Annotated in this window: 19 protein-coding genes; 15 read left to right on the top strand and 4 right to left on the bottom strand. The window is 72.2% G+C overall.

Annotation, left to right across the window (positions count from 1 at the left end; genetic code table 11):
- Nucleotides 1–82 precede the first annotated feature (82 nt).
- A complete protein-coding gene (locus SM418_RS21435; protein WP_371943235.1) occupies nucleotides 83–2110 on the bottom strand; it encodes a serine/threonine-protein kinase in 2028 nt (675 codons plus the stop codon).
- Between SM418_RS21435 and SM418_RS21430 the strand changes: the two genes are divergently transcribed.
- Nucleotides 2046–2657, top strand: coding sequence for a hypothetical protein (locus tag SM418_RS21430; protein WP_371943237.1), 612 nt, complete (start codon nucleotides 2046–2048; stop codon nucleotides 2655–2657). The two genes, SM418_RS21435 and SM418_RS21430, sit on opposite strands and share 65 nt — an antisense overlap.
- On the opposite strand, the gene SM418_RS21425 is transcribed toward SM418_RS21430, so the two are convergent.
- The gene (locus tag SM418_RS21425) at nucleotides 2620–3834 is read right to left on the bottom strand and encodes a hypothetical protein (protein WP_371943238.1); all 1215 of its coding nucleotides are present in this window, start codon (nucleotides 3832–3834) and stop codon (nucleotides 2620–2622) included. The two genes, SM418_RS21430 and SM418_RS21425, sit on opposite strands and share 38 nt — an antisense overlap.
- Nucleotides 3835–4191: 357 nt before the next feature.
- On the opposite strand from SM418_RS21425, the gene SM418_RS21420 reads away from it, so the two are divergent.
- From SM418_RS21420 to SM418_RS21405, 4 genes are all read left to right on the top strand, one after another.
- Nucleotides 4192–5538 (top strand): hemolysin family protein, encoded by a 1347-nt coding sequence (locus tag SM418_RS21420; protein ID WP_371943240.1) that lies wholly within the window; start codon nucleotides 4192–4194, stop codon nucleotides 5536–5538.
- A complete protein-coding gene (locus SM418_RS21415; RefSeq protein WP_371943242.1) occupies nucleotides 5535–6551 on the top strand; it encodes a hemolysin family protein in 1017 nt (338 codons plus the stop codon). The genes SM418_RS21420 and SM418_RS21415 overlap by 4 nt, the downstream gene beginning before the upstream one ends.
- Nucleotides 6552–6625: 74 nt before the next feature.
- On the top strand, nucleotides 6626–7663 hold the full coding sequence (locus tag SM418_RS21410) for a cation diffusion facilitator family transporter (protein WP_371943244.1): 1038 nt from the start codon (nucleotides 6626–6628) through the stop codon (nucleotides 7661–7663).
- A 79-nt stretch (nucleotides 7664–7742) separates the two neighbouring features.
- On the top strand, nucleotides 7743–10370 hold the full coding sequence (locus tag SM418_RS21405) for a coiled-coil domain-containing protein (protein ID WP_371943245.1): 2628 nt from the start codon (nucleotides 7743–7745) through the stop codon (nucleotides 10368–10370).
- Nucleotides 10371–10415: 45 nt separating this feature from the next.
- Here the strand turns inward: SM418_RS21405 and SM418_RS21400 are convergent, their stop codons facing one another.
- Both SM418_RS21400 and SM418_RS21395 read right to left on the bottom strand, forming a co-directional pair.
- Nucleotides 10416–10796, bottom strand: a complete 381-nt coding sequence (locus tag SM418_RS21400) for a phage holin family protein (RefSeq protein WP_371943247.1) — start codon at nucleotides 10794–10796, stop codon at nucleotides 10416–10418.
- Between the two features lie 81 nt (nucleotides 10797–10877).
- Nucleotides 10878–11381 (bottom strand): hypothetical protein, encoded by a 504-nt coding sequence (locus SM418_RS21395; protein WP_371943249.1) that lies wholly within the window; start codon nucleotides 11379–11381, stop codon nucleotides 10878–10880.
- Nucleotides 11382–11568: 187 nt separating this feature from the next.
- Here SM418_RS21395 and SM418_RS21390 point away from each other — a divergent pair, with 187 nt between their 5' ends.
- The 10 genes from SM418_RS21390 (at nucleotide 11569) to SM418_RS21345 (ending at nucleotide 20962) form a co-directional block, all read left to right on the top strand.
- Entirely contained in the window at nucleotides 11569–12228 is a 660-nt protein-coding gene (locus tag SM418_RS21390; RefSeq protein ID WP_371943251.1) for an HAD family hydrolase, read from the top strand.
- Nucleotides 12229–12272: 44 nt separating this feature from the next.
- Nucleotides 12273–14120: a DNA helicase RecQ gene (gene recQ, locus SM418_RS21385; RefSeq protein WP_371943253.1), complete on the top strand. Its 1848-nt coding sequence runs from the start codon at nucleotides 12273–12275 to the stop codon at nucleotides 14118–14120.
- 85 nt (nucleotides 14121–14205) lie between these two features.
- Complete coding sequence (locus SM418_RS21380; protein ID WP_371943255.1) at nucleotides 14206–14706, top strand: DUF5666 domain-containing protein; 501 nt, start codon at nucleotides 14206–14208, stop codon at nucleotides 14704–14706.
- A gap of 74 nt (nucleotides 14707–14780) precedes the next feature.
- Nucleotides 14781–15464, top strand: coding sequence for a response regulator transcription factor (locus SM418_RS21375; RefSeq protein ID WP_371943257.1), 684 nt, complete (start codon nucleotides 14781–14783; stop codon nucleotides 15462–15464).
- Complete coding sequence (locus tag SM418_RS21370; RefSeq protein WP_371943259.1) at nucleotides 15461–16795, top strand: sensor histidine kinase; 1335 nt, start codon at nucleotides 15461–15463, stop codon at nucleotides 16793–16795. The genes SM418_RS21375 and SM418_RS21370 overlap by 4 nt, the downstream gene beginning before the upstream one ends.
- 134 nt (nucleotides 16796–16929) lie before the next feature.
- On the top strand, nucleotides 16930–17907 hold the full coding sequence (locus tag SM418_RS21365) for an alpha/beta hydrolase (protein WP_371943261.1): 978 nt from the start codon (nucleotides 16930–16932) through the stop codon (nucleotides 17905–17907).
- Nucleotides 17898–18755 carry an SDR family NAD(P)-dependent oxidoreductase gene (locus SM418_RS21360; RefSeq protein WP_371943263.1) on the top strand — a complete coding sequence of 286 codons (858 nt, stop codon included), beginning with the start codon at nucleotides 17898–17900 and terminating at the stop codon, nucleotides 18753–18755. Before SM418_RS21365 ends, SM418_RS21360 begins: the two co-directional genes overlap by 10 nt.
- 504 nt (nucleotides 18756–19259) lie before the next feature.
- Nucleotides 19260–19889, top strand: a complete 630-nt coding sequence (locus tag SM418_RS21355) for an acetate uptake transporter (protein WP_371943264.1) — start codon at nucleotides 19260–19262, stop codon at nucleotides 19887–19889.
- Nucleotides 19890–20091: 202 nt separating this feature from the next.
- Entirely contained in the window at nucleotides 20092–20346 is a 255-nt protein-coding gene (locus SM418_RS21350) for a hypothetical protein (protein ID WP_371943266.1), read from the top strand.
- On the top strand, nucleotides 20336–20962 hold the full coding sequence (locus tag SM418_RS21345) for a hypothetical protein (RefSeq protein WP_371943267.1): 627 nt from the start codon (nucleotides 20336–20338) through the stop codon (nucleotides 20960–20962). The genes SM418_RS21350 and SM418_RS21345 overlap by 11 nt, the downstream gene beginning before the upstream one ends.
- The last annotated feature ends 130 nt before the right edge of the window (nucleotides 20963–21092 follow it).

Below are 21092 nucleotides of genomic sequence, written 5' to 3'. Positions count from 1 at the left end.
TCGCAGAAGCGGTCCTGCGCGTGGGCCGGTTCGCCGCACGTGCGGCACGACGAAAGGTAGGTGCGCTGGTCGGGGTTCATGGTCAGAAGAGAGTCCTCGGGCGGACGGCGTTGGCGCGTTTCACCATGGCGTGGCGGTGTTCGGCGCCGTCGGCGAGTTTGGCGAGGACGCGGTAGGTCTCCTCCAGCTTCGCGCGCAGGGCCCGCTCGTCCAGGTCCGTGCCGAGGATCTGCTGCCGGAACCCGGCCGGGATCGGGGCGCGGCCCGCGCGGAGCCAGGCGAGGGCGGCCTCCAGGACCTCGGCGGTGAACGCGGCGGCCCGCTCGGTGTCCAGGCGCAGGGACGCGAGGCGCCGGCCCGCCTCGACGAGCCCGGCGGCTGCCAGCTCGCCCGGGTCACGGCCCCGGACGGCCGTGGCGACGGCGGCGAGCTGCGCGGCGAGGTAGTGGCTGGAGACGCGGGGCACGGAGTCCAGGACGCGCTCGGCGGCGGCCCGGTCGCCGGCGGCCAGGCGGGCGCGGGCCAGGCCGAACGCGGCGCTGACGTGGGTGGGGTCGGTGCGCCAGACCGTCTCGTAGTAGTGGCTGGCGTTGCCCATGTCGCCCAGGGTCTCGTAGCAGAACGCGAGCGCCAGCTTGGGGGCCCGTTCCCCGGGCGCGAGGTCGTACAGGTCGTTGAAGACGGCGACGGCCTCGGTGCCGCGCCCGCCCGCGAGGGCGCGGACGCCCCGGTACCAGTCGACGCGCCAGTCGTCGGGGGCCTCGGCCGAGATCTCTTCGAGGAGCCGGGCGGCGCCGTCCAGGTCGCCCAGCTCGATGCGGACGCGCAGCAGGGCGAGGCGCACCTCGCGGGACGCGACCGGGGCGGAGCCGAGCGCCGCGGCCAGGTCGTCGGGGTCGCGCGCGGTGAGCCCGGCGAGGAACGCGGCGGCCGGGTCGAAGGCGGACACGAGCGGGACGGGCAGCGCCGCCGCGGCGGCCGCCGGCTCCAGCGGCACCAGGACGGTCGTGTTCCCCACGGTGCCGGCGATCTCGGTGCCGGCCGTCTGCTGCTCGGGGCCGAACAGCGGCGACGGCGACGGCCGGGGGCGTCCGTCCTCGGCGGACAGGACCTCGCGCAGGACGCCGGTCAGCTGCTCGGCCATCTCGGCGGCGCTCTGGAAGCGGCGGGACGGGTCGGGGTGCGTGGCGCGCCGCAGCAGCCGGTGGTAGGACTCGTGCCGCTGGAACAGCGGGACGTCGTCGCGGGGCGGCAGGCTGCGCAGATGCCGTCCGGTATAGCCGCGGAACGGGAAGCTGAGCACGGCGAGCGCCCGTCCCACGGTGTAGAGGTCGGACGTGACCGACGGGCCCTGCGAGCCGATCTCGGGGGCCTGGTAGCCCGGCGTCCCGAAGATCGGGCTGTCCACGTCGAAGGCGCGGCGCACGCCGCCGAGGTCGATCAGCTTGAGCTGCTCCTCGGACTGGATCGCGTTGTCCGGCTTGAAGTCGCAGTACAGCAGGCCGACGCCGTGCAGGTAGCCGAGTGCGCTCAGCACCTCCAGCCCGTACGCGATCACCTGGCCGAGCGGCAGCGACGCCTGGTCGCCGTGCTGGCCGCGGACGCTGAGCAGGATGTCCTTGAGGGAGCGCCCGCCGACGTACTCCATGACGATGTAGCCGGAGTCCTCGTGCCGGACGAAGTTGTAGATCTTGACGATGTTGGGGTGCTCGACCTCGGCGAGGAACGCCCGCTCGGCGGTCGCCGCCGCGAGGGAGTCGGCGTCCCCGGTGTCGAGCAGGCCCTTCAGCACGACCCAGCGCTCGCTGACGTTGTGGTCGCGGGCCAGGTACACCCAGCCGAGGCCGCCGTGCGCGAGGCAGCCGAGCACCTCGTACTGCCCGCCGACCATCTCGCCCGCGTGCAGCTTCGGCGTGAACGAGAACGGGTGCCCGCAACTGCGGCAGAACCCCTCGGTGCGGCCGGGACGCCCACCCCGGCTCCGTCCGACCTTCTCATCGCATTTGCTGCAGAAACGCCGGTTCTCCGGCACCTCCGGATTGTCCATGATCGCCGAGGCGGGGTCGCGGGCCGGGACGGGCGGCACCTCGACGAGCCCGGCGCCGAGCATCCCGCGCCTGGTGGAGCCGCTGGACCCGGTCCCCCGGGTGCCGCCGCGCGAGGCCGTCCGGCCGGACCCGACCGTCCCCCGGCCGCTGCCCCCCGAGCTCCCGGCCGTGCCTCCGCCGGGCGCATCGCGTCCGGTCGGGCCGGACGAGCCCGGATCCTTGCTCGTCGCGGGCGCGAACGGGGTCTGCGTGGTCACCGCCGCGACCGGGACCCGCGCGGGCGCCGCCCTCGAGTATCCCGTCCTCGCCGGCGCGGCGGGCCCGGCCGTGCCCGCCGGGGCCGCGGTCGCGGGCTCGGGCCGCCGCGGCGCCGGCGGCGCGGCGGACGGGACGCCGGAGCCCGAGGTACCGGACGGCGGGCCGCCCGTGGCCGAGGGGGCGGCGGGCGGCGGAGCGGCCGCGGGCGGCGCGGAGGCAGCGGACGGCGGGGAGGCGGCGGGGGCCATCCCGCAGAGGTCGCAGAAGCCGTCCGCGTCGACCTCGCCTGTGCAGCCGGGCTGGGTGCATCGGTTCATCGCCGCGTCCCCGTCTCGCTCTCGCTCGCCCTGATCGCCCGCTGGAACTCCGCCAGGACCGCAGTGGCCCGGCGCAGGTCGCACGGGGCCGTCCACAGCACCTCGCGGGCCTCGCCGTACAGCTCGGTGACCCGCTCGTCCTCGACGAGGCCGAGTCGCGCGGCCTTCGCCCGGTACGCCTCCAGGCGCCCGCGCAGCTCGCCCCGCCGGTCCATCAGGCCGGCACTGAGACGCAGGTCGCCGCGCGCCCGTTCCAGCGCCTCCTCGGCGGCCCGCTCCAGCTCGGCGAAGCGGCCCGTCATCTCGATCCAGCGGCCCGCCTCGCGGAGCCGTTCGAGGGCCGCGAGCCGGTCGCGCAGGGCGACCCCGAGCCCGGCCGACGGCTCCGGCAGGTTCGGTGAGTGGATCTTGGCATGGGCGGTCGTGTACGCGTCGCGGGCCCGCCGCTCGGTCCGCTCGATCTCCTCGATCACGGCGGTGATCCGGGCGACGAGCTCGGCGTACTCCTCGCGCATCCGCGCGACGCCGGCGAGTTCGTCGCCGAGCGCGGTGAGCGCGGCGCGGACGCGGTCGAGCCGGGCGGTGTCCGGCCGCCCGTCCCGGACGAGCGACAGCGGGTCGGTGCGGACGAGCCGGCCGAGCGCGGTCAGCTCCCGTCCGACCCGGTCGAGTTCGGGGTGGCGGGTGCCGTCCAGCGCGTGCGCCAGCCGGGCGGTCGTCCGCCAGGCTTCCTCGGCGGTCTCCAGCGGCGCCAGCAGCGCCGTCCAGGCGGCGTCCGCGGCGGCGACCTCGCCCGCGACGAACTCGTAGGCGTCCGACATCATCGCGACGGCCTCGTCCAGGGTGATCCGCCGCTCCTGCGGGCCGAGCAGCGTGCGGTGCTCCAGCGGGACCTCCCCGTCCGGCAGCTCCACCGAGCACCCCGACAGCAGGCCGGACAGCTCCGTCAGCGTCGCCGCGTCCGGCCGGGGCGACCGGTCGCGCAGCTCGCACGCCTCTTCCAGGACGCGCTGGTACGCGTCGAAGATCCGCCACAGCGTCGCCAGCCGGGCCTGCGCGTCCGCCCAGTGCCGCCACGTCTCGCCGGTGAGCCGGGCGCCCTCCAGCAGCCGCATCGCGGGCCGGCGTTCGAGTTCGACGAGCGATGCGGAGATGCGTTCGCGCTCGTCCTGGAGCTCGCGCAGGGCATGGTCGACGCCCTCACGGCTCATGGGCGCGGCGGCCCCGGGCCCGCTCTGGTCCAACGTCTGCCCCGCGATCGCTTCTCCGGTCCCCCTGAGCATGCCCTCGGCGGTGCCGGTCTGGGAGCAGGGACCGGGTCCACTATCGGACGTACGCTCGCATACAAGTGTGATCCGTGACACTAACCCAGACAAGGTGCTTTCGCCCACGCCCCGGCGCATGCGAAGTCGGCGCGAAAAGGGCCTTGCCGCGAGGCGGACGGGCGCCGACCCGTACCCTGTGCGCCGGGAACGTCGTTGACCCGAGCGACGTTACGACAGGTAGATCGTCTACGAGAGGAGTGGTGAGTCCGCGGTGTCGGACCCCAGTCATAGACCTGGTGCCCCATGCTGAGCGCGGCGCTGGGGGTGCTCGCGGTGATCCTTCTCACCGCCGCCACCGGATACTTCGTCGCGCAGGAGTTCGCCTACGTCGCCGCCGACCGCGCGACGCTGGAGCAGGCCGCCGAACGCGGCGACACGTCCGCCAAGAGAGCCGTCAAGGTCATCGGCCGGGTGTCGTTCATGCTGTCGGGCGCGCAGCTCGGCATCACGATGACGACGCTGGTCGTCGGCTTCATCGCCAAACCCGCCCTCGCGGAGTTGATCCAGCCGCTGCTGGAGGTGGTGGGCGTCCCCGAGGGCGCCACGGGCGCGATCGCCCTCGCGACGGGCTTCGTCCTCGCAACGCTCATCCAGATGCTTCTGGGCGAGCTGTTCCCCAAGAACCTCGCCCTGGCGCGCGCCGAGTCGCTGGCGCGCGCCCTGGCCTCGTCCACCCTCGTGTACCTGACGATCGCGGGGCCGCTGATCCGGCTGTTCGACCGTTCGGCGGAGCGTCTGCTACGCGCCGTGGGCGTCGAGCCCGTCGAGGAACTGCACAGCGGTGCGACGCTTGAGGAACTCGGCGACATCATCGGCAAGTCGCACAGCTCAGGGCACCTGCCCGCCGACCTGTCCGGCCTGCTGGACCGCGCCCTGTCCTTCGGCGAGCTGACGGCGGCCGAGGTCATGGTGCCGCGCCCGCAGGTACGGACGCTGCCCTCCACCGCGACCGTCGGCGAGCTCATCGCGCTGATCCGGGAGACCGGGCACAGCGCCTACCCCGTCTACGGGACGGAGGTCGACGACGTGGTCGGCGTCGCGGGCGTCCGCGAGGTCGCCGACGACACGCTCGACCCGTCCACCCCGGTCGGCGAGGTCGCCCGGCCGGCGCTGCTCGTCCCCGGCAGCCAGCCGCTGTACGGGGTCATCGAGCACATGCGCGACTCCCGCCAGGAGTTCGCCTGCGTCGTGGACGAGTACGGCGGCCTCGCCGGCATCCTCACCTTCGAGGACGTCGCCGAGGAACTCGTCGGGGAGATCACCGACGAGACCGACGGGCTCGAGGACGCCCCGAGGTCCGGTCCGGACGGGTCCTGGCTCGTCGACGCCGGCATGCGCATCGACGAGGTCGGCCGCCTCACCGGGCTCGACCTGCCCGAGGGTGACGCCTACGACACGCTCGGCGGCCTCGTCATGGCGGAGCTGCGCCGGCTGCCGTCCGCGGGCGACCGCCTCACCGTCGACCTCGACAACGGCTCCGTCGAGCTGGAGGTCGTGAGCGTGGCGCGCCGCGTCGCCGAGAAGGTCCTGATCAGGGCGGCGGTCGTCCCGGCGCCGCGCTCTCCCTCGCCGTCGGTGGAGGTGTCATGAACCCGCTGCCGTCGCTGCTGATCACCGTCCTGCTGCTGGTCGGGAACGGCTTCTTCGTCGCGGCCGAGTTCGCGCTCGTCGCGGCCAACCGCTCGCAGCTCGAACGCGCCGCCGCCAAGGGCAGCCGGCCCGCCGTCGCCGCCGTCGCGGGCGTCCGCGAGCTGTCGCTGATGCTGGCCGGCGCGCAGTTCGGCATCACCATGTGCTCGCTGGGCCTCGCGATCGTCACCGAGCCCGCGTTCGAGCACTTCCTCGAACCGCCGCTGCACGCGCTCGGCGTCCCCGAGGCCGGGGTGAAGGCCATCGCGCTCGGCACGGCGCTCGCCGTCGTCACGTTCCTGCACATGGTCATCGGGGAGATGGCGCCGAAGTCGTGGGCGATCGCGCACCCGGAGCGTTCGGCGCTGCTCCTGGCGCTGCCGTTCCGCGCGTTCGCGAAGGTGTCCCGGCCGATCCTGTCGGCGCTGAACTCGACGACCAACGCGCTGCTGCGGCTCATCCGCGTCACGCCGAAGGACGAGCTGGACAGCCACACCGACCCGGCACGGCTCAGCCACCTGGTCGGCGAGTCGCGCCGCCTCGGCCTCATCGGACGGCGCGACCACGAGCTGCTCCGCCGGAGCATCTCCGCGCGGGAGGCGACCGTCGGGCACCTCGTCGTGCCCGCCACGTCCGTCACCACGATCGGCGCGGACGCGACCGCCGCGCAGATCCGCCGGACGGCCAGCGCGAGCGGCCACAACCGGCTGCTCGTCCGGTCCGGGGACGGCGCGATGACCGGCATCGTGCACGTCCGGGCCGCGATCACCGAGCCGAACGGCGACCGCCGCGCGGACGAACTCGCCCACCCGGCCCCTGTCCTGACGGCGGAGACGACCGTCCTGGACGCGGTCAGCCGCATGCGGCGGGGCCGCGCGCAGCTCGCCGTGGTGAACGACGAGCGCGGCGAGTTCGCGGGCATCGTCACGCTGGACGACCTGCTGGCGGAGCTACTGGCGACGAACCCGCACTGACGCAGGCCGCGTACCTGCGACAACAGCGCAGTTGTCGAGGTGCTGCAACGGGATTCGTGGTTCATCGTGGACCTATGAACGGACACGTCCACGGGCATGGGCACGGCCACGGGCACGGCCACGGGCATGGGCGGGGGCAGGGACGGGGGCGTCTGCGGCACGTCCTGCGTCCGCACTCCCACGAGGCGGCCGACAAGGTGGACCCGGAGCTGGAGGCGAGCGCCCAGGGCATGCGCGCCCTGTGGATCTCGCTCGCCGCCCTGGGCGCGACCACCGCCCTCCAAGCGGTGGTGGTCGCGTTCACCGGCTCGGTGGCGCTCTTTGGCGACACCCTCCACAACGCCGCTGACGCGCTCACGGCCGTCCCGCTGGGCATCGCGTTCGTCCTCGGCAGGCGTCCGCCCACCCGCCGCTACACCTACGGCTACGGACGCGCCGAGGACTTGGCCGGCATCGTCATCGTGGTGGCGATCGCCGCGTCGTGCATCGTCGCCGGGTACGCGGCCGTCGACCGTCTGACTCATCCACAGCCTGTGGAACATCTGCCGGCCCTCGCGGGGGCCGCCCTCGTCGGCTTCCTGGGCAACGAACTGGTGGCCCGCTATCGCATCCGCGTGGGCCGCCGGATCGGCTCGGCGGCTCTGGTCGCCGACGGCCTTCACGCACGCACGGACGGTTTCGCGTCCTTGGCCGTCCTACTAGGCGCGGCTGGCATCGCCCTAGGCGCGCCCTGGGCCGACCCAGTAGTGGGCCTGCTCATCACGGCCGCGATCTCGGTCGTCCTCTGGCAGACGGCCCGCGAGGTCTGGCGCCGCCTGATGGACGCCGTGGACCCGGCCCTGGTCGACCGCGCCGAGGACGCTCTCGCCTCCACCCCGGGGGTTCTCGCTGTGGGCGACGTCCGCCTCCGTTGGATCGGCCACAGCCTGCGCGCCGAGTGTGACGTCACCGTCGATCCCACTTTCACGGTCGTCCGGGCCCATCAGGTCGCCGTCGACGCCGAGCACAGCCTCCTGCACGCGCTGCCACGCCTCTCCGGCGCCGTCGTCCACCCCGACCCCGAACCCCGCGACGGTGAAGATCATCACGCGGCTCTGGCCGGTCACCGCTGATCCATATCGTGTGAGACGTTAGTCCTCGGCAGAAGGGGGAAAACGGCCCCGGACGGTCGATCTGGGACGGGATGACGTCGTGAAGCAGCCGGCAGACAGCAACGGACCCGAAGAAGGACCCGGCGTCGACGGCATCGCGCCTGGCCAGACCGCGGGCGGTGCGGAGGATGCGGGGCCAGAGGGCGAGACCGACGCCCGGCCCGGGTTGGAGACCGTGCCGCTGGGTGGTGAGGGTTCCACGCCCCTGCTGGGGACGGACGAGGTCGGCTGGGGCGGGCGTGAGCTGGTCGAGAGCGTCTACGCGCCGCTGAGCGAGTTCTACGAGCACATCGACGCGCGGCTCAGGGAGGTTCCCGAGGACGTCCCGCCGGTCGGGTGGGCGCCGCACATCGCGGCGTTGCGGGCGCTGCGGGACGAGCGGGTCGCGGGTGACTGGGAGGCGCTCGCCCGGTTCCTGGTGGCGCCCGGGGCGCTGGACGCGGAGTCCGTACGGCTCGTCCACGTGGAGGAGGGCGGCGAGGCCGGTGCCGTCCGGAACGTGGTCAAGGAGCTCACGGCGACGGACGAGCGGGCCCTCCTCATCGCGCCCACGCCGGAGCTGGCCGCCGAACTGCTGCGGAGCGTGGAGGACGACCCCGAGGTCTTCTCCCTGCTGATCGAGACGCGCCCGGGGACGGCGGAGACCGCCTCGGTGAGGACGCGGGCGCTGCCGCCGGTCGAGGAGGAGTTCCCCGTACCGCCGCCGGTCGAGGAGGAGGCACCCGTGCCGCCGCCGGTGCGGGAGCCCGGATCCCACGGGACGGTCGAGTTCAGGCCGCTGGACGACGAGAGCCCGTCCGCCGTGACGCGGGTCGAGCCGCTGCCCACATTGCCGCCCGAACCGGACGAAGAGGAGGGACCGTCCACCATCACGAGGGCGGAACCGATTCCCGCCATACCGCCCGAGCCTGACGAAGGTGATGGGCCGTCCACGGTCACGAGGGCGGAGCCGATTCCCGCCATGCCGCCCGAAGGCGACGAACCGTCCGGTCTCTCCGAGGTCGAGCCGGGTCCGCCCCCGGTCGAGGGGGCGTCCGCGCCGGAGACGTGGGTGCGGTCGGCGGCGTTGCGGCCGGTCGGGGAGGCGTGGCGGCAGGCATGGGACACCGAGGTGCGGCTGCTGCGGCGCGGGCTGATGTGGCTGGAGCAGTGGCCGCGGGACGCGGCGGCGCTCCAGGCCGTTCAGGCGGAGAACCTGCGGCGCGGCGAGGAACTGGAGGCCGAGCAGGCGGCGCTGCGCAGCGGCATCGAGGGGGCCGGGAACGCGGCGGCCGCGGCCGAGCGGGCCGCCGCAGATGCCGAGGCCGAGGCGGAGCGGCTCGCCGCCGTCCAGGCTGAGGCCGAGGCCGAGCTGGTGGAGCCGCGCGCGGAGGCCGATCGGCTCCAGGCGGACGCCGACCGGGCGGGCGACGAGGCGACCGCCCAGACGCGGACGGCCGACGCGTCCTACGCGCGGTGTGCGCAGCTGGACGAGCGGGCGAAGACCGCGCAGTCGGAGTTGCAGGGAGCGCGGCAGGCGGAGGCGTCCCTCACCGACGAGCTGGCGCGGGCGCGGGAGGCGCTGCCCGCCGCGGCGGAGGAGGCGCACCGGCTGACGGCGGCGGACGCGGACGCCGCCGCCGAAGGCCACGCCGCCTACTACCGGCTGGTGTCGGCGGAGTCGGCGCTGTCGGCGGTGCGCCGGAGGATGACGCTGGGGCAGCGGCTGCACGTGGCGTCGCCGCCGTCCGAACTGGGAAGCCTGCGGGCCGAGGTCAAGGCCCGGACCAGGGAGGCGGACGAGGCCGCCAGGCGCGCGCGGGAGGCCAAGGACGTCGCCGAGCACGCCGAGCGGGTGCGCCGCGGGCTGGCGTCGTTCGTGTCGGAGGGCGGGGCGCGGCTCAAGCAGGCGCAGGAGGCCCAGAAGCGGCTCGGTACCGAGCTGACCTGGCTGGCGACGGAGCGGGAGAAGGCCGGGGCCGAGCATCAGGAGCACGCACGGCTCGCGTCGGAGGCCGTGGAGCGGGCGACCGAGGCGGGCCTGCGGGCGCGCGCGGCGCACCAGGTGGTGCAGGAGATCGAGAACCGGATGAACGCCGCCCGGACGGCCCGCGAGGCCGCCCACGCGGCGTCGGCCCAGGCCCGGACGGACGCCGAGACCGCGGCGGCGAAGGCGGCGGAGACCGCGGCCGTGCTCGACCGCCGCACGGCGGAGGCCGCCGAGGAGATGTCGGCCCGCGAGGCCGACGGGGAGACGGTGGCGCGGACCGAGGCCCGGACGCGGGAGAACGTCGCGGAGATCTGCGGCGCCGATCCCGCCGAGGACCCGGACGCCGTTGCCGCGCACCAGCGGCGCGCGATGGCCCGGATCGAGCAGCTCACCGGCTATCTGGAGGGCGGGCGGGCGGTGGAGGGCGACGTCCTGCTCCGCACCGCCGACCTCGTCGTCGGGACGCCGCTCGGCGCCGCCCTCACCGCCCCGGACCAGCAGTTCGACGCGCTGATCGTCGCGGACGCGGGGGCGGTGACCGACGCCGAGTTCCTCATCGGGGCCGTCCGGACGCACCGCTGGGTGCTGATCGGCGCGCCCGGGTCCCGTCCGCCGGAGTACCGCGAGTACTCCGGCGCGCCGTCCGGCCGGCTGGAGCGCGGCCCGTTCGAGCGCGCGTCCATCGCCGCAGGGGACTGATCACATCGCCGCCGGGACCGGTGGCAGGGGGCTCTCGGGCGGGGACTAATCGTCGTCGTCGTCCGGGACGAACAGGTGCAGCAGCCAGCCGATGACGCCGACGACGATCGCGCCCCAGAACGCGGGCCAGAAACCGGCGACGTGGAACGGCAGGTCGAGCCGCTCCGCGACCTCGCTCGTCAGCCACAGCAGCAGGGCGTTCACGACGAGGCCGATCAGCCCCAGCGTGAGGACGTAGAACGCGCAGCCGAGGGTCTTGATGATCGGCTTGAGGATGGCGTTGACCAGGCCGAAGATGACGGCGACCCCGACGAGCGTGAGGACGCGCCGACCGGTCGTCTGATCGCCGAGCGAGATGCCGGCGATCAGGACGGTCGCGGCCCACAGGGCGACCGCGGTGATGCCCACCTTGAGAAGAATCCGCACACCACGATCATGGTCGACGCGGGCGCACCTTGCATCCCTCTACGTGACGATTCGGGCGGACCGTCCGGTCATCACCGCGGACTACTCGTCGCGGTCGAAGAAGGGGGACGTGGCCGGGATCCGCGACCGACCCGCGACCCGGACGCCCTGCACCGGAACCGTGGGCTGCGGCTGCGGCTGCGGCTGCGGCTGCGGCTGGGCCGACCGTCGACCGAAACCCTGCCGACCGGAACCCTGCCGCTCAGACCCCTGCCGACCGGAACCCTGCTGGGCGCGGGCGAGTTCGCGCTCCAGGCGGCGCTTCTCCATCTCCAGCGTGGTCAGCGACTCCTGGTGCTCGTCGCGGAGGTCGCGCAGGTCGCGGTGGTTGCGGATGCGGCGGGCGGCGCCCGAGAAGGTGAGCGTCATGCCGAGGACGAAGACGATGGCGACGCCGGCGCCGGCCAGGAACACCTGCCATTCGCTGTTCACGCCTGGCACGGCCTGGCCGAAGACGACGATGTGGGAGGCATCGGAGTTGTCGAGGACGACACCGGCGCCGACGGCGATGGCGGCGGCGACCAGGAGAAGACCGAGGAACACCATGGAGCAGCTCTCCTCTGCAGTGGCTCCGGAGGGGGAACGGAGGACCACCACGATGCCAGACCGAAACTCGATCATGTCGCGTTCGGGGCATAAATCCGGTACGCCCGTCGGGCCGGGGGAGGCCGGGTTCCGGTCCGTCCGTATCGGGTAGTGGACCGAGAATCGCACCAGGATCCAGGGAGAGCCCATGTCCGTACAGGCCGTCGTGTTCGACCTGGACGGGGTCCTGATCGACTCGGAACCGGTGTGGGAGGAGGTGCGGCGCGGCTACGTCGCGGGCCACGGCGGGCGCTGGCTGCCCGACACCCAGGAGCGGCTGATGGGCATGAGCACCGAGGAGTGGGCCGCCTACATCGCCTCCGATCTCGTCGACGGCGTCACCGCCGAGGAGGTCGCCTACACGGTGATCGACCAGATGACGCAGCGGTACACCGAAGGGTTGCCGCTGCTGCCGGGCGCGGAGGACGCCGTCCGCCGGATGGCCCGGTACCGTCCGCTGGGCCTCGCCAGCTCGTCCCCGCGCGCCCTCATCGACCTGGTGCTCGGGAAGCTCCGCGTGGAGAGCCTGTTCCAGGCGACCGTGTCGACCGAGGAGGTCGAGTACGGCAAACCGGCACCGGACGGGTATCTCACGGTCGCCGCCCGGATGGACGTCCCGCCCGGCCGCTGCGTCGCCGTCGAGGACTCCAGCAACGGGCTCCGGTCGGCGCACGCCGCCGGGATGACGGTGATCGCGATCCCGCGCCCGGCCCACCCGGCGGCGCCCGACGCGCTGGCGCTCGCCGCGCACGTCGCGGGCCATCTGGACGAGCTGACACCGGAGCTGGTCGAGGTCGTCCACAGGTGAACGTTCCGGGGACGGGTGTCCGCGGCGGTTCGTAGTATGGGCCGATGACTTCCCCCGAGACCCGCGAGACCCCGGAGACGCTCGAGACCCTGCGGCGCGTGTTCGGCTACGACGCGTTCCGGGACGGCCAGCGGGAGATCATCGAGCATGTCGTCGCCGGCGGGGACGCGCTCGTCCTGATGCCTACCGGCGGCGGGAAGTCGCTGTGCTACCAGATCCCGGCGCTGGTCCGTAAGGGCACCGCCATCGTGATCTCGCCGCTCATCGCCCTCATGCAAGACCAGGTGGACGCGCTGCGCACGCTCGGCGTCCAGGCGGGCTTCCTCAACTCCACCCAGGACCTCGACGAGCGCAAGGTCGTCGAGGCCCAGTTCGTCGCGGGCGAACTCGACCTGCTGTACCTGGCGCCCGAACGGCTGCGCCTCGCCGCGACCGTCGACCTGCTCGACCGCGGCGACGTCGCCCTCTTCGCGATCGACGAGGCGCACTGCGTGTCGCAGTGGGGGCACGACTTCCGTCCCGACTACCTGATGCTGTCCGGCCTGCACGAACGCTGGCCCGACGTCCCGCGCATCGCCCTCACCGCCACCGCGACGGAGGCGACCCGCCGCGAGATCGCGTCCCGGCTCCAGCTCGAACCGGGGGCGCGGACGCGCCACTTCGTCGCGAGCTTCGACCGCCCCAACATCCAGTACCGGATCGAGCCGAAGACCGACGCCAAGCGCCAGCTCCTCCGCCTCCTCCAGACCGAGCACAAGGGCGACGCGGGCATCGTCTACTGCCTGTCCCGCAACTCGGTCGAGAAGCACGCCGCTTTCCTGACCGAGAACGGCATCGAGGCCCTCCCGTACCACGCGGGCCTGGACGCGGGAACGCGCGCAGCGAACCAGTCCCGCTTCCTCCGCGAGGACGGCCTGGTCATCGTCGCGACCATCGCGTTCGGCATGGGCATCGACAAACCGGACGTCCGCTTCGTCGCCCATCTCGACCTGCCCAAGTCCGTCGAGGGCTACTACCAGGAGACGGGACGCGCCGGACGCGACGGCCTCCCGTCCACCGCCTGGCTCGCCTACGGCCTGCAGGACGTCGTCAACCTCCGCAAGATGATCGACGGTGGCGAGGGCGACGCCGCGCACCGCCGCCGGCAGAGCACGCACCTCGACTCCATGCTCGCGCTCTGCGAGACGGTCGAATGCCGCCGCGCCCAGCTCCTTGACTACTTCGGCCAGTCCGGCGAGGCCTGCGGCAACTGCGACACGTGCCTGACCCCGCCCGAGACCTGGGACGCGACCGTCGCGGCCCAGAAGGTCCTGTCGGTGATCGTGCGGCTCGACCGGGAACGGCGGCAGAAGTTCGGCGCCGGGCACATCATCGACATCCTGCTCGGCAAGAAGAGCGCCAAGGTGATCCAGTTCGACCACGACTCGCTCAAGCCCTTCGGCGTCGGCACCGAGCTGCGCGAGGTCGAGTGGCGCGGCGTCATCCGCCAGCTCCTCGCCCAGGGGCTCATCGCCGTCGAGAGCGACCACGGCACCCTGCTCCAGACCGACACCAGCGGCGACGTCCTGCGCGGCGAGCGCACGGTGATGATGCGCCGCGAAGCGGAGCGCGCCGCCGCGAAGGCGGCGAAGACCGCGAAGGCCGCCAAGGCCCCGATCGACCTGCCCGCCGAGGCGATGCCCATCTTCGAGCGCCTCCGCGCCTGGCGCGCCGCCACCGCCAAGGAGCAGGGCGTCCCCGCGTACGTCATCTTCCACGACGCCACCCTCCGCGAGATCGCCACCGCCCTCCCGGCGACGCTGACCGAGCTGGGGCGGGTGAGCGGCGTGGGCGAGAACAAGCTCGCCAAGTACGGCGCCGAGGTCCTGGAGGCCCTCGAATCCCCCGCCTGACCGGCGACGCACCGAACGGCGTTCGGTGAAATCCCAGGGTTCTCCCAGGATCGCGGGAGGACTTCTGCCAGGTGCCTCCGGTTAGATGAGCGGCATGCGAACCAAGACCATCGCGGCCGGAGCCGGCGCCGCCGGGCTTCTCGGGCTCGGCCTGTACCTCGCCGTCCCGGCCTTCGCCGCCGACCCCTCCCCGTCCCCCTCCCCCTCCTCCACCGCGCACCCCGGCCACCCTGGGAAGGGCCATCCGTTCCGGCAGGGGGGCGCTCACCGCGGCGACCGCGACGGCCACGGCGTCCGCGGCGGCCGGGGCGTCCATGGCGAGGCGACCGTCCAGCGCAAGGACGGCTTCCGGCTCGCCACCTGGCAGCGCGGCAAGATCACGTCCGTGTCGTCCAGCGGGGTCACCGTCCTCAGCGTCGACGGCGCCTCCTGGACGTGGACGGCCGACGACAAGACCCGCGTCCGCAAGGACGGCGAGAAGTCCGACTTCAAGTCCCTCAAGAACGGCGACCAGGTGCTCGTCGCCGGCGAACGGTCCGGCGACACCCGCACCGCCCGCCTGATCCGCGTTCCCAAGCAGCGATAGCGCCGCGACCGCGACCGCCCACCGGTCGCGGGCGGTACCGTCGGGCGAGGATCGCGTCCAGCGGGAAGGGACCGATGAGCGAGAGCCGGCGGGTGCTCGTCGTGGACGACGAGGCCAACATCCGTGACCTCGTCGAGGTCGCGCTGCGCTTCCACGGTTTCACCCCCGCCACCGCGTCCACCGGCGAGGACGCCCTGCGCGCGGCCCGCACGCAACGGCCCGACCTCGTCCTGCTGGACGTCATGCTCCCCGGCATGGACGGCTTCGAGGTCTGCCGGCGGCTCCGCGCAGGCGGCGACCAGGTCCCGGTGATCTTCCTGACCGCGCGGGACACGCCGTCCGACACGGTCACGGGCCTCACGCTCGGCGGTGACGACTACGTCACCAAGCCGTTCTCGATCGAGGCGCTGATCGCGCGGGTGCGGGCCGTGCTGCGCCGGGCCGCCCCGCCCCCGTCCTCATCCGGCGCCGTCCTGCGCGTCGCCGACCTCGAACTGGACGAGGCGCACTGGACGGTCCGGCGCGGCGGAGTCGACGTCGACCTGTCGCCGACCGAGTTCCGCCTGCTCGCCTACCTGATGCGCAACGCGGGCGTCGTCCTGTCGCGCGACCGGCTCATGGCCGGCGTGTGGGGCTGGGACCACGGCAACCCGCAGGTCGTCGAGACCTACATCAGCTACCTGCGCCGCAAGCTGGACCCGCTCGGCGGTCCGCTCATCCACACCCGGCGCGGCGTCGGCTACGCGCTGCGGCCATGACGCTCAACGCCCGGCTGCTCACCGGCCTGCTCGCGGTCACCGCCGCCGGGCTGGCCATCATGGGCCTGGTCAGCGCGCTCGTCCTGAACGGCTACCTCATGCACCGGGTGGACGAGCAGCTCCAGGCCACCCGGGACCGCGCCGTGGCCCGCCTGCTGCGCCCCGGCCTGCCGGAGCAGGGGGTCGCCCCGGCCCAGTTCGTGGTGCTGGCCGTCGGGCAGGCGGGACGGGTCCGCGTCCTCAGCGGCGACGATCCGGACCCCGAACGGGCCGTCACCGCCGTCGAGAAGCTCGGCCCGGACGAGCTGGCCTCCCGTGCCCGCAGCCTCGAACCGTTCTCCCTCCCCGGGCTGCGCGCCGTGGCGCGGCCGTGGCGGAACGGCATCGTCGTCGTCGCGGCCCCGCTCGCCGAGATCCATTCGGCCGTGCGGAACCTGGTGCTGTCGGAGGTCGCGACGGCCGCGCTGCTGCTCGCAGTCCTGATCGTGCTCGGACGCCGGCTCATCCAGCGCGGCCTGCGCCCGCTGGACCGGATGGCCGCCACCGCGCACGCGATCAGCGCCGGCGGCGACCTGCGCGCCCGCATGCCGGACGCCGGGCAGCGCACCGAGACCGCCCGGCTCGCCGCCGCCGTCAACGTGATGCTGGAGCGGATCGAGCAGGCGTTCTGGGCGCGCAGCAGATCCGAGGCCCGGGTCCGCGAGTTCGCCGCCGACGCGTCCCACGAGCTGCGGACGCCGCTGACGACCGTCCAGGGCTACGCGGAGCTCTACCGCCACGGCGCCCTCGGCCCGGACGAGCTGCCCGACGCGATGCGCCGCATCGAGGGCGAGGCCCGCCGCATGAACGACCTGGTCACCGACCTTCTGGAGCTGGCCCGCCTGGACCGCGAGGCGTCCCTGCATCCCGTCCCGGCAGACCTGGTCGTCCTCGCTCGGGACGCCGTCGCGGACGCGACCGCCGCCGAACCCGACCGTCCGGTAAGCCTGGACGCACCGGAAACGCTCATCGCGAACGTCGACAAGGCGCGCATACGCCAGGTCTTCGCGAACCTCCTCGCCAACGTTCGCGCCCACACACCCCCCGGAACGCCTGCGACCATCCGTCTGGCTCCGGGTCTGATCGAAGTGGCGGACGAGGGGCCGGGCATGTCACCGGAGAACGCCGCCCGCGCCTTCGAGCGCTTCCACCGCGCCGGAAAGGGCGTCGGCGGCACCGGCCTCGGCCTTCCCATCGTCGCGGCCATCGCCGCAGCCCACGGCGGCCGCGCCGACCTCCGCTCCGAACCAGGCACCGGCACGACCGTCCGCGTCACCTTCCCTCAGCCGTGACCTGCACCGGATGACTCCTCGAACACGGCACACGGGCGGGACTCCCACTGAGCGGGACGTGCCGGTGTCGGGGACGGCGAGCGTCCTGCACAGTCGGGCGACGGATGGTCCCGGAGCCTTAAGGAAACCGCAGCATGGCCGGCTGGAGTCATCGGTACGCGAAGATCAACGGCCTCGACGTCCACTACGTGGAAGAGGGGACCGGGCCGCTCGTCGTCCTCCTGCACGGGTTCCCGCACACCTGGTTCAGCTGGCGGCACCAGATCGGGCCGATCGCGGACGCCGGATTCCGGGTCGTGGCGCCCGACATGCGCGGTATGGGGCAGACCAGCGGGCCTCCGGACCACCACGAGTACGGCCCGGACCGCATCGTCGCCGACCTGATCGGCCTCCTGGACCACCTCGACGCGGAAAAGGCGGTCTTCAGCGGCCTGGACTTCGGCCTGTTCGCCGCCTACGACCTCGCCTACCACCGTCCCGAACGCATCTCGGCCATCATCGGGCTGGAGAATCCGTTCATCACGCCGTCCGACGAGCCGCCGCTGGCCCTCGCCGCCCGGCAGGCCAAGAGGCATTTCAACCACATCCATTACTTCGTCGCGTCCGGCACCGCGGAGCGCGACCTCGCCGCGGCGCCCCGCGAATTCCTGCACAAGCTCTTCTACGCGCTGTCCAGCGACTACCACTACCTCGACGTCTGGCGGCAGCCCCCGGGCACGTCCTACATCGACGCTCTTCCGGACGCGCCGCCCCTTCCGTGGACGTGGCTGACCGAGCCGGAACTGGAGTTCTACGTCGCCGACTACAGCCGCAGCGGATTCACCGGCGGGCTGAACTGGTACCGGGCCATGGACCTTGCCTGGGAGTACCGGAAGTCGTACGCGGGCCGGAAGAACCCCGTCCCGTACTACTTCATCGGCAGCGAGCAGGACACCGACCTGGAGGGTTGGCACGGCGACGACCCGCTGAACCGTCTCGGCGACCACTACGAGGATCTGCGCGCGGTTCGAATGATCCAACAGGCGGGCCACATGATGCAGATGGAGAAATCCAGCGAGACGACCGCGACGATGCTGGAATTCCTGGCTTCGGGGAGGAACGAATGGGCCTGATCGAGAACCGGGTGGTCGTCGTCACCGGAGCGAGCCGCGGCGCCGGAAAGGGAATCGCGCTGGCCCTCGGAGAGGCCGGAGCGACGGTCTACGTGACGGGACGCACCCGCACCGAGACCGCACTCCCGGGCACCGTCTTCGCCACCGCGCAAGAGATCACCGACCGGGGCGGCACCGGAGTCCCGGTGATCTGCGACCATTCCGACGACACCCAGGTCGAGGCCCTGTTCAAGCAGATCGAACGGGAGTCCGGCGCGCTGGACATCCTCGTCAACAACGCTTTCACCATCCCCGACGGACTCTCCCGCAAAGGCCCCTTCTGGGAGAAGCCGCTGGCGCTCCAGAGCATGTTCGACGTGGGAATGCGGTCGGCATACGTGGCGAGCTACTACGCGGCCCCGCTGCTCATCAAGAACAACGCGGGGCTCGTCGTCAACACCTCGTCCTTCGGCGGCCGCTGCTACATGCACGGCCCGGCCTACGGCGCCGGCAAGGCCGCCGTGGACAAGATGGCCCACGACATGGCCGTCGACTTCAAGCCCTACAACGTCGCCGCCATCTCGCTCTGGATGGGCCTGCTGAAGACCGAGCGGAACAGGGCCCTCTTCGAAGGCGTTCCCGACCGCTACCAGTCGTTCGCGGCCGGAGCGGAGTCCCCGGAGTTCAGCGGACGGGTGATCGACGCCCTCGCCCGCCACCCGGACCCGATGCGGTGGACCGGACAGGTGCTCATCGGCGCCGAACTCGGCGAGGAACTGGGCGTCACCGACATCGACGGCGGCCGGCCGCGCTCCCACCGCGCCATGCTGGGCGACACGCCGACCTTCAGCGACGCCGTGGTCGACTGACCGCCTGCCGCCCTGCCACCAATTCGGCGGCGCCCATCAATCAAGACCTGTTGATAATTTGCACTACTAAGTTCAACTCCCGTCCCGCAGGATAAAGGCCGCCCGCACCGGCCCCCAAAGCCCTGCCATGAAAGCGGACGCTGCACACCATATCGAGGACTTTTTCGGCACCGAGAGCGCCCGCACCCGCCGAACTGGACGGCGACCACCCGACTTTGCGGTGATAGGCCGGAAATATCCCGCGAGGCCGGTTGTCCCGGCGGAGTTATCATCCGAAACGGGACCGCTCCCAGACAGCGGTCCCGCAGTTCAGGGACGCATCCGTCCGAATCGCGCCGGGTGCCTGGCATGACGGTGAGGTCGGATCTCTATGGGACGACGCGAGTCCCGTTCGCGCCGGTGCGGCCTTTGCCGACGTCCGCTGTCGCATTCCTTCGTCCATCCCTGCCCCGCCCGTACGAGACCGAGCGAGACACGGCGATGGGACTCCACCGAGGAGGCACCATGACCCACGTCGAGCAAGAGCCCACCCCGCGGGCACCGCACGCGGTCGCCGACCCCGCACCGCTGGGACTCGCGGCCTTCGCCCTGACCTTGTTCCTCCTGTCCGCCAAGAACGCCGGCTGGACCAACGGCACCGACGCCTGGCTCGGCTACGCCCTCGGCTACGGCGGTCTCGTCCTGCTCCTCGCGGGCATGTGGGAGTTCCGCAACCGGAACGTGTTCTGCGCGACGGCGTTCGGCTCGTACGGCGGTTTCTGGATCGGCCTCGGCCTGTACGTCGTCATCTTCGCCGGCCGCACGACCCCCGCCCAGGAGGCCAACGACCTCGGCTGGATCCTGCTGGCCTTCGCGATCTTCAACACCTACATGATGCTGTGGGCCACACAGGTCAACCAGGCCGTCCTCGCGGTGTTCGTCACCCTGGAGGCCACCGAGATCATCCTGTTCATCGGCCAGTTCGCCCAGAGCGCCAACACCATCAAGATCGGCGGCTACATCGGGGTCCTCACCGCCATCTGCGCCTGGTACGCGTCCGCCGCCGGCCTCATCAACGGCATGACGGGCCGGAAGTTCCTCAGCGTCGGCCGCCCGATGTTCACCCACCTGACCACCGGCCCCACCCCCCGCTGACCCGGGCCCCGGCTGGGACTCCGCCGTCCGTCCCCTTCGGCCTCGAGTCTCCGAATCCGATTCGGTCAACTTCGAGTATCGTGAACAAATCAGGCATTTGACTCGCAATGCTGGCCAGATGAGGACACCACAGGCCCACTACCAGCTGATGTCCGACGATCACGTTAAGTGACGCCTAGAGTTGCGTCTCTCAGGGAACATCTTGGAAGACACCGAGGACCCGTGTATGAGCGCACCAGGCAAGGAGGACACCGTGCCCGGAACACGCCACCACACTCACGTCGAGGCTGATGAGGTCTCTCGGAGCGACGGCGCGTCCATGCTCCACAAAGCCGCCCGCAGACGGCTGAACATCTCCGGCGAGGAGTTCCTCTCCCGCTGGGACCACGGCTACTACGACGACACCGACGACCCCGCCGTCGCCGACGTCGCCATGCTGATCCCCTTTGCCCGGTAGGACCCCCCGGGAGGCTGTCGAAGCCTTCCTCATCCCCCTGCAGGACACGCTCGCCTGCGTCGCCAAAGCCAAGATCACACTCTCTGAGGGCGGATACAACACCGCCGGTCGTGTCCACGGTCTCACCCTGAATCGCGACGAGGCCGTGAAGCTGAAAGGCCCACAGCAACTACTGCTGCGCGTCCAGATGCACTACGAGATCATCCCGGTGAAGGAGCCCGGCCGGTCCCCATGGCGGGTCACGACCCACGCCTACAACTATGAGGTTCAGAACAGCAGCGGTGAGGGCGTCGTCTCCTATCACTGGCATCCGAAGGGCAAGGTAAAAGGCCCCCACATCCATCTGGGGCACACCCAACTGGCGAAGGACGTGGTGCTGCACAACAAGCTCCATCTCCCTACTGCCCGGTTGTCGCTCGAAGGCGTGACCCGACACTGCATCGAGGAGCTGCAGGTGGAGCCGCTCCGATACGACTGGGACCCGGTGTTGGCAACCAGGCAAGCCGACTTTGAGGCGTACCGGAAGTGGAGCCAGTCACCGCCGTCGGCACAGGCGGTCGAACCGAAGCCGGACAGGAACAAGCCCAGGCGGCCGGGGAAGCAGCGGAGTCTCTAACCCCGATTTCCGCTGCTGGAAGCCGGCGGACTCACCGGCTGACCGCCGAGGTCACCGACCTGTCTTCGTTGCCTGACCACCTTACGAGTCGCCGACGTTCGCTCCGTGCTTCCTACAGGCGTTCGGTGAC

It is taken from the genome of Actinomadura chokoriensis (assembly GCF_041463665.1).
Lineage (GTDB): Bacteria > Actinomycetota > Actinomycetes > Streptosporangiales > Streptosporangiaceae > Spirillospora > Spirillospora chokoriensis_A.
This window is presented reverse-complemented; position numbering and strand designations above follow the sequence as displayed.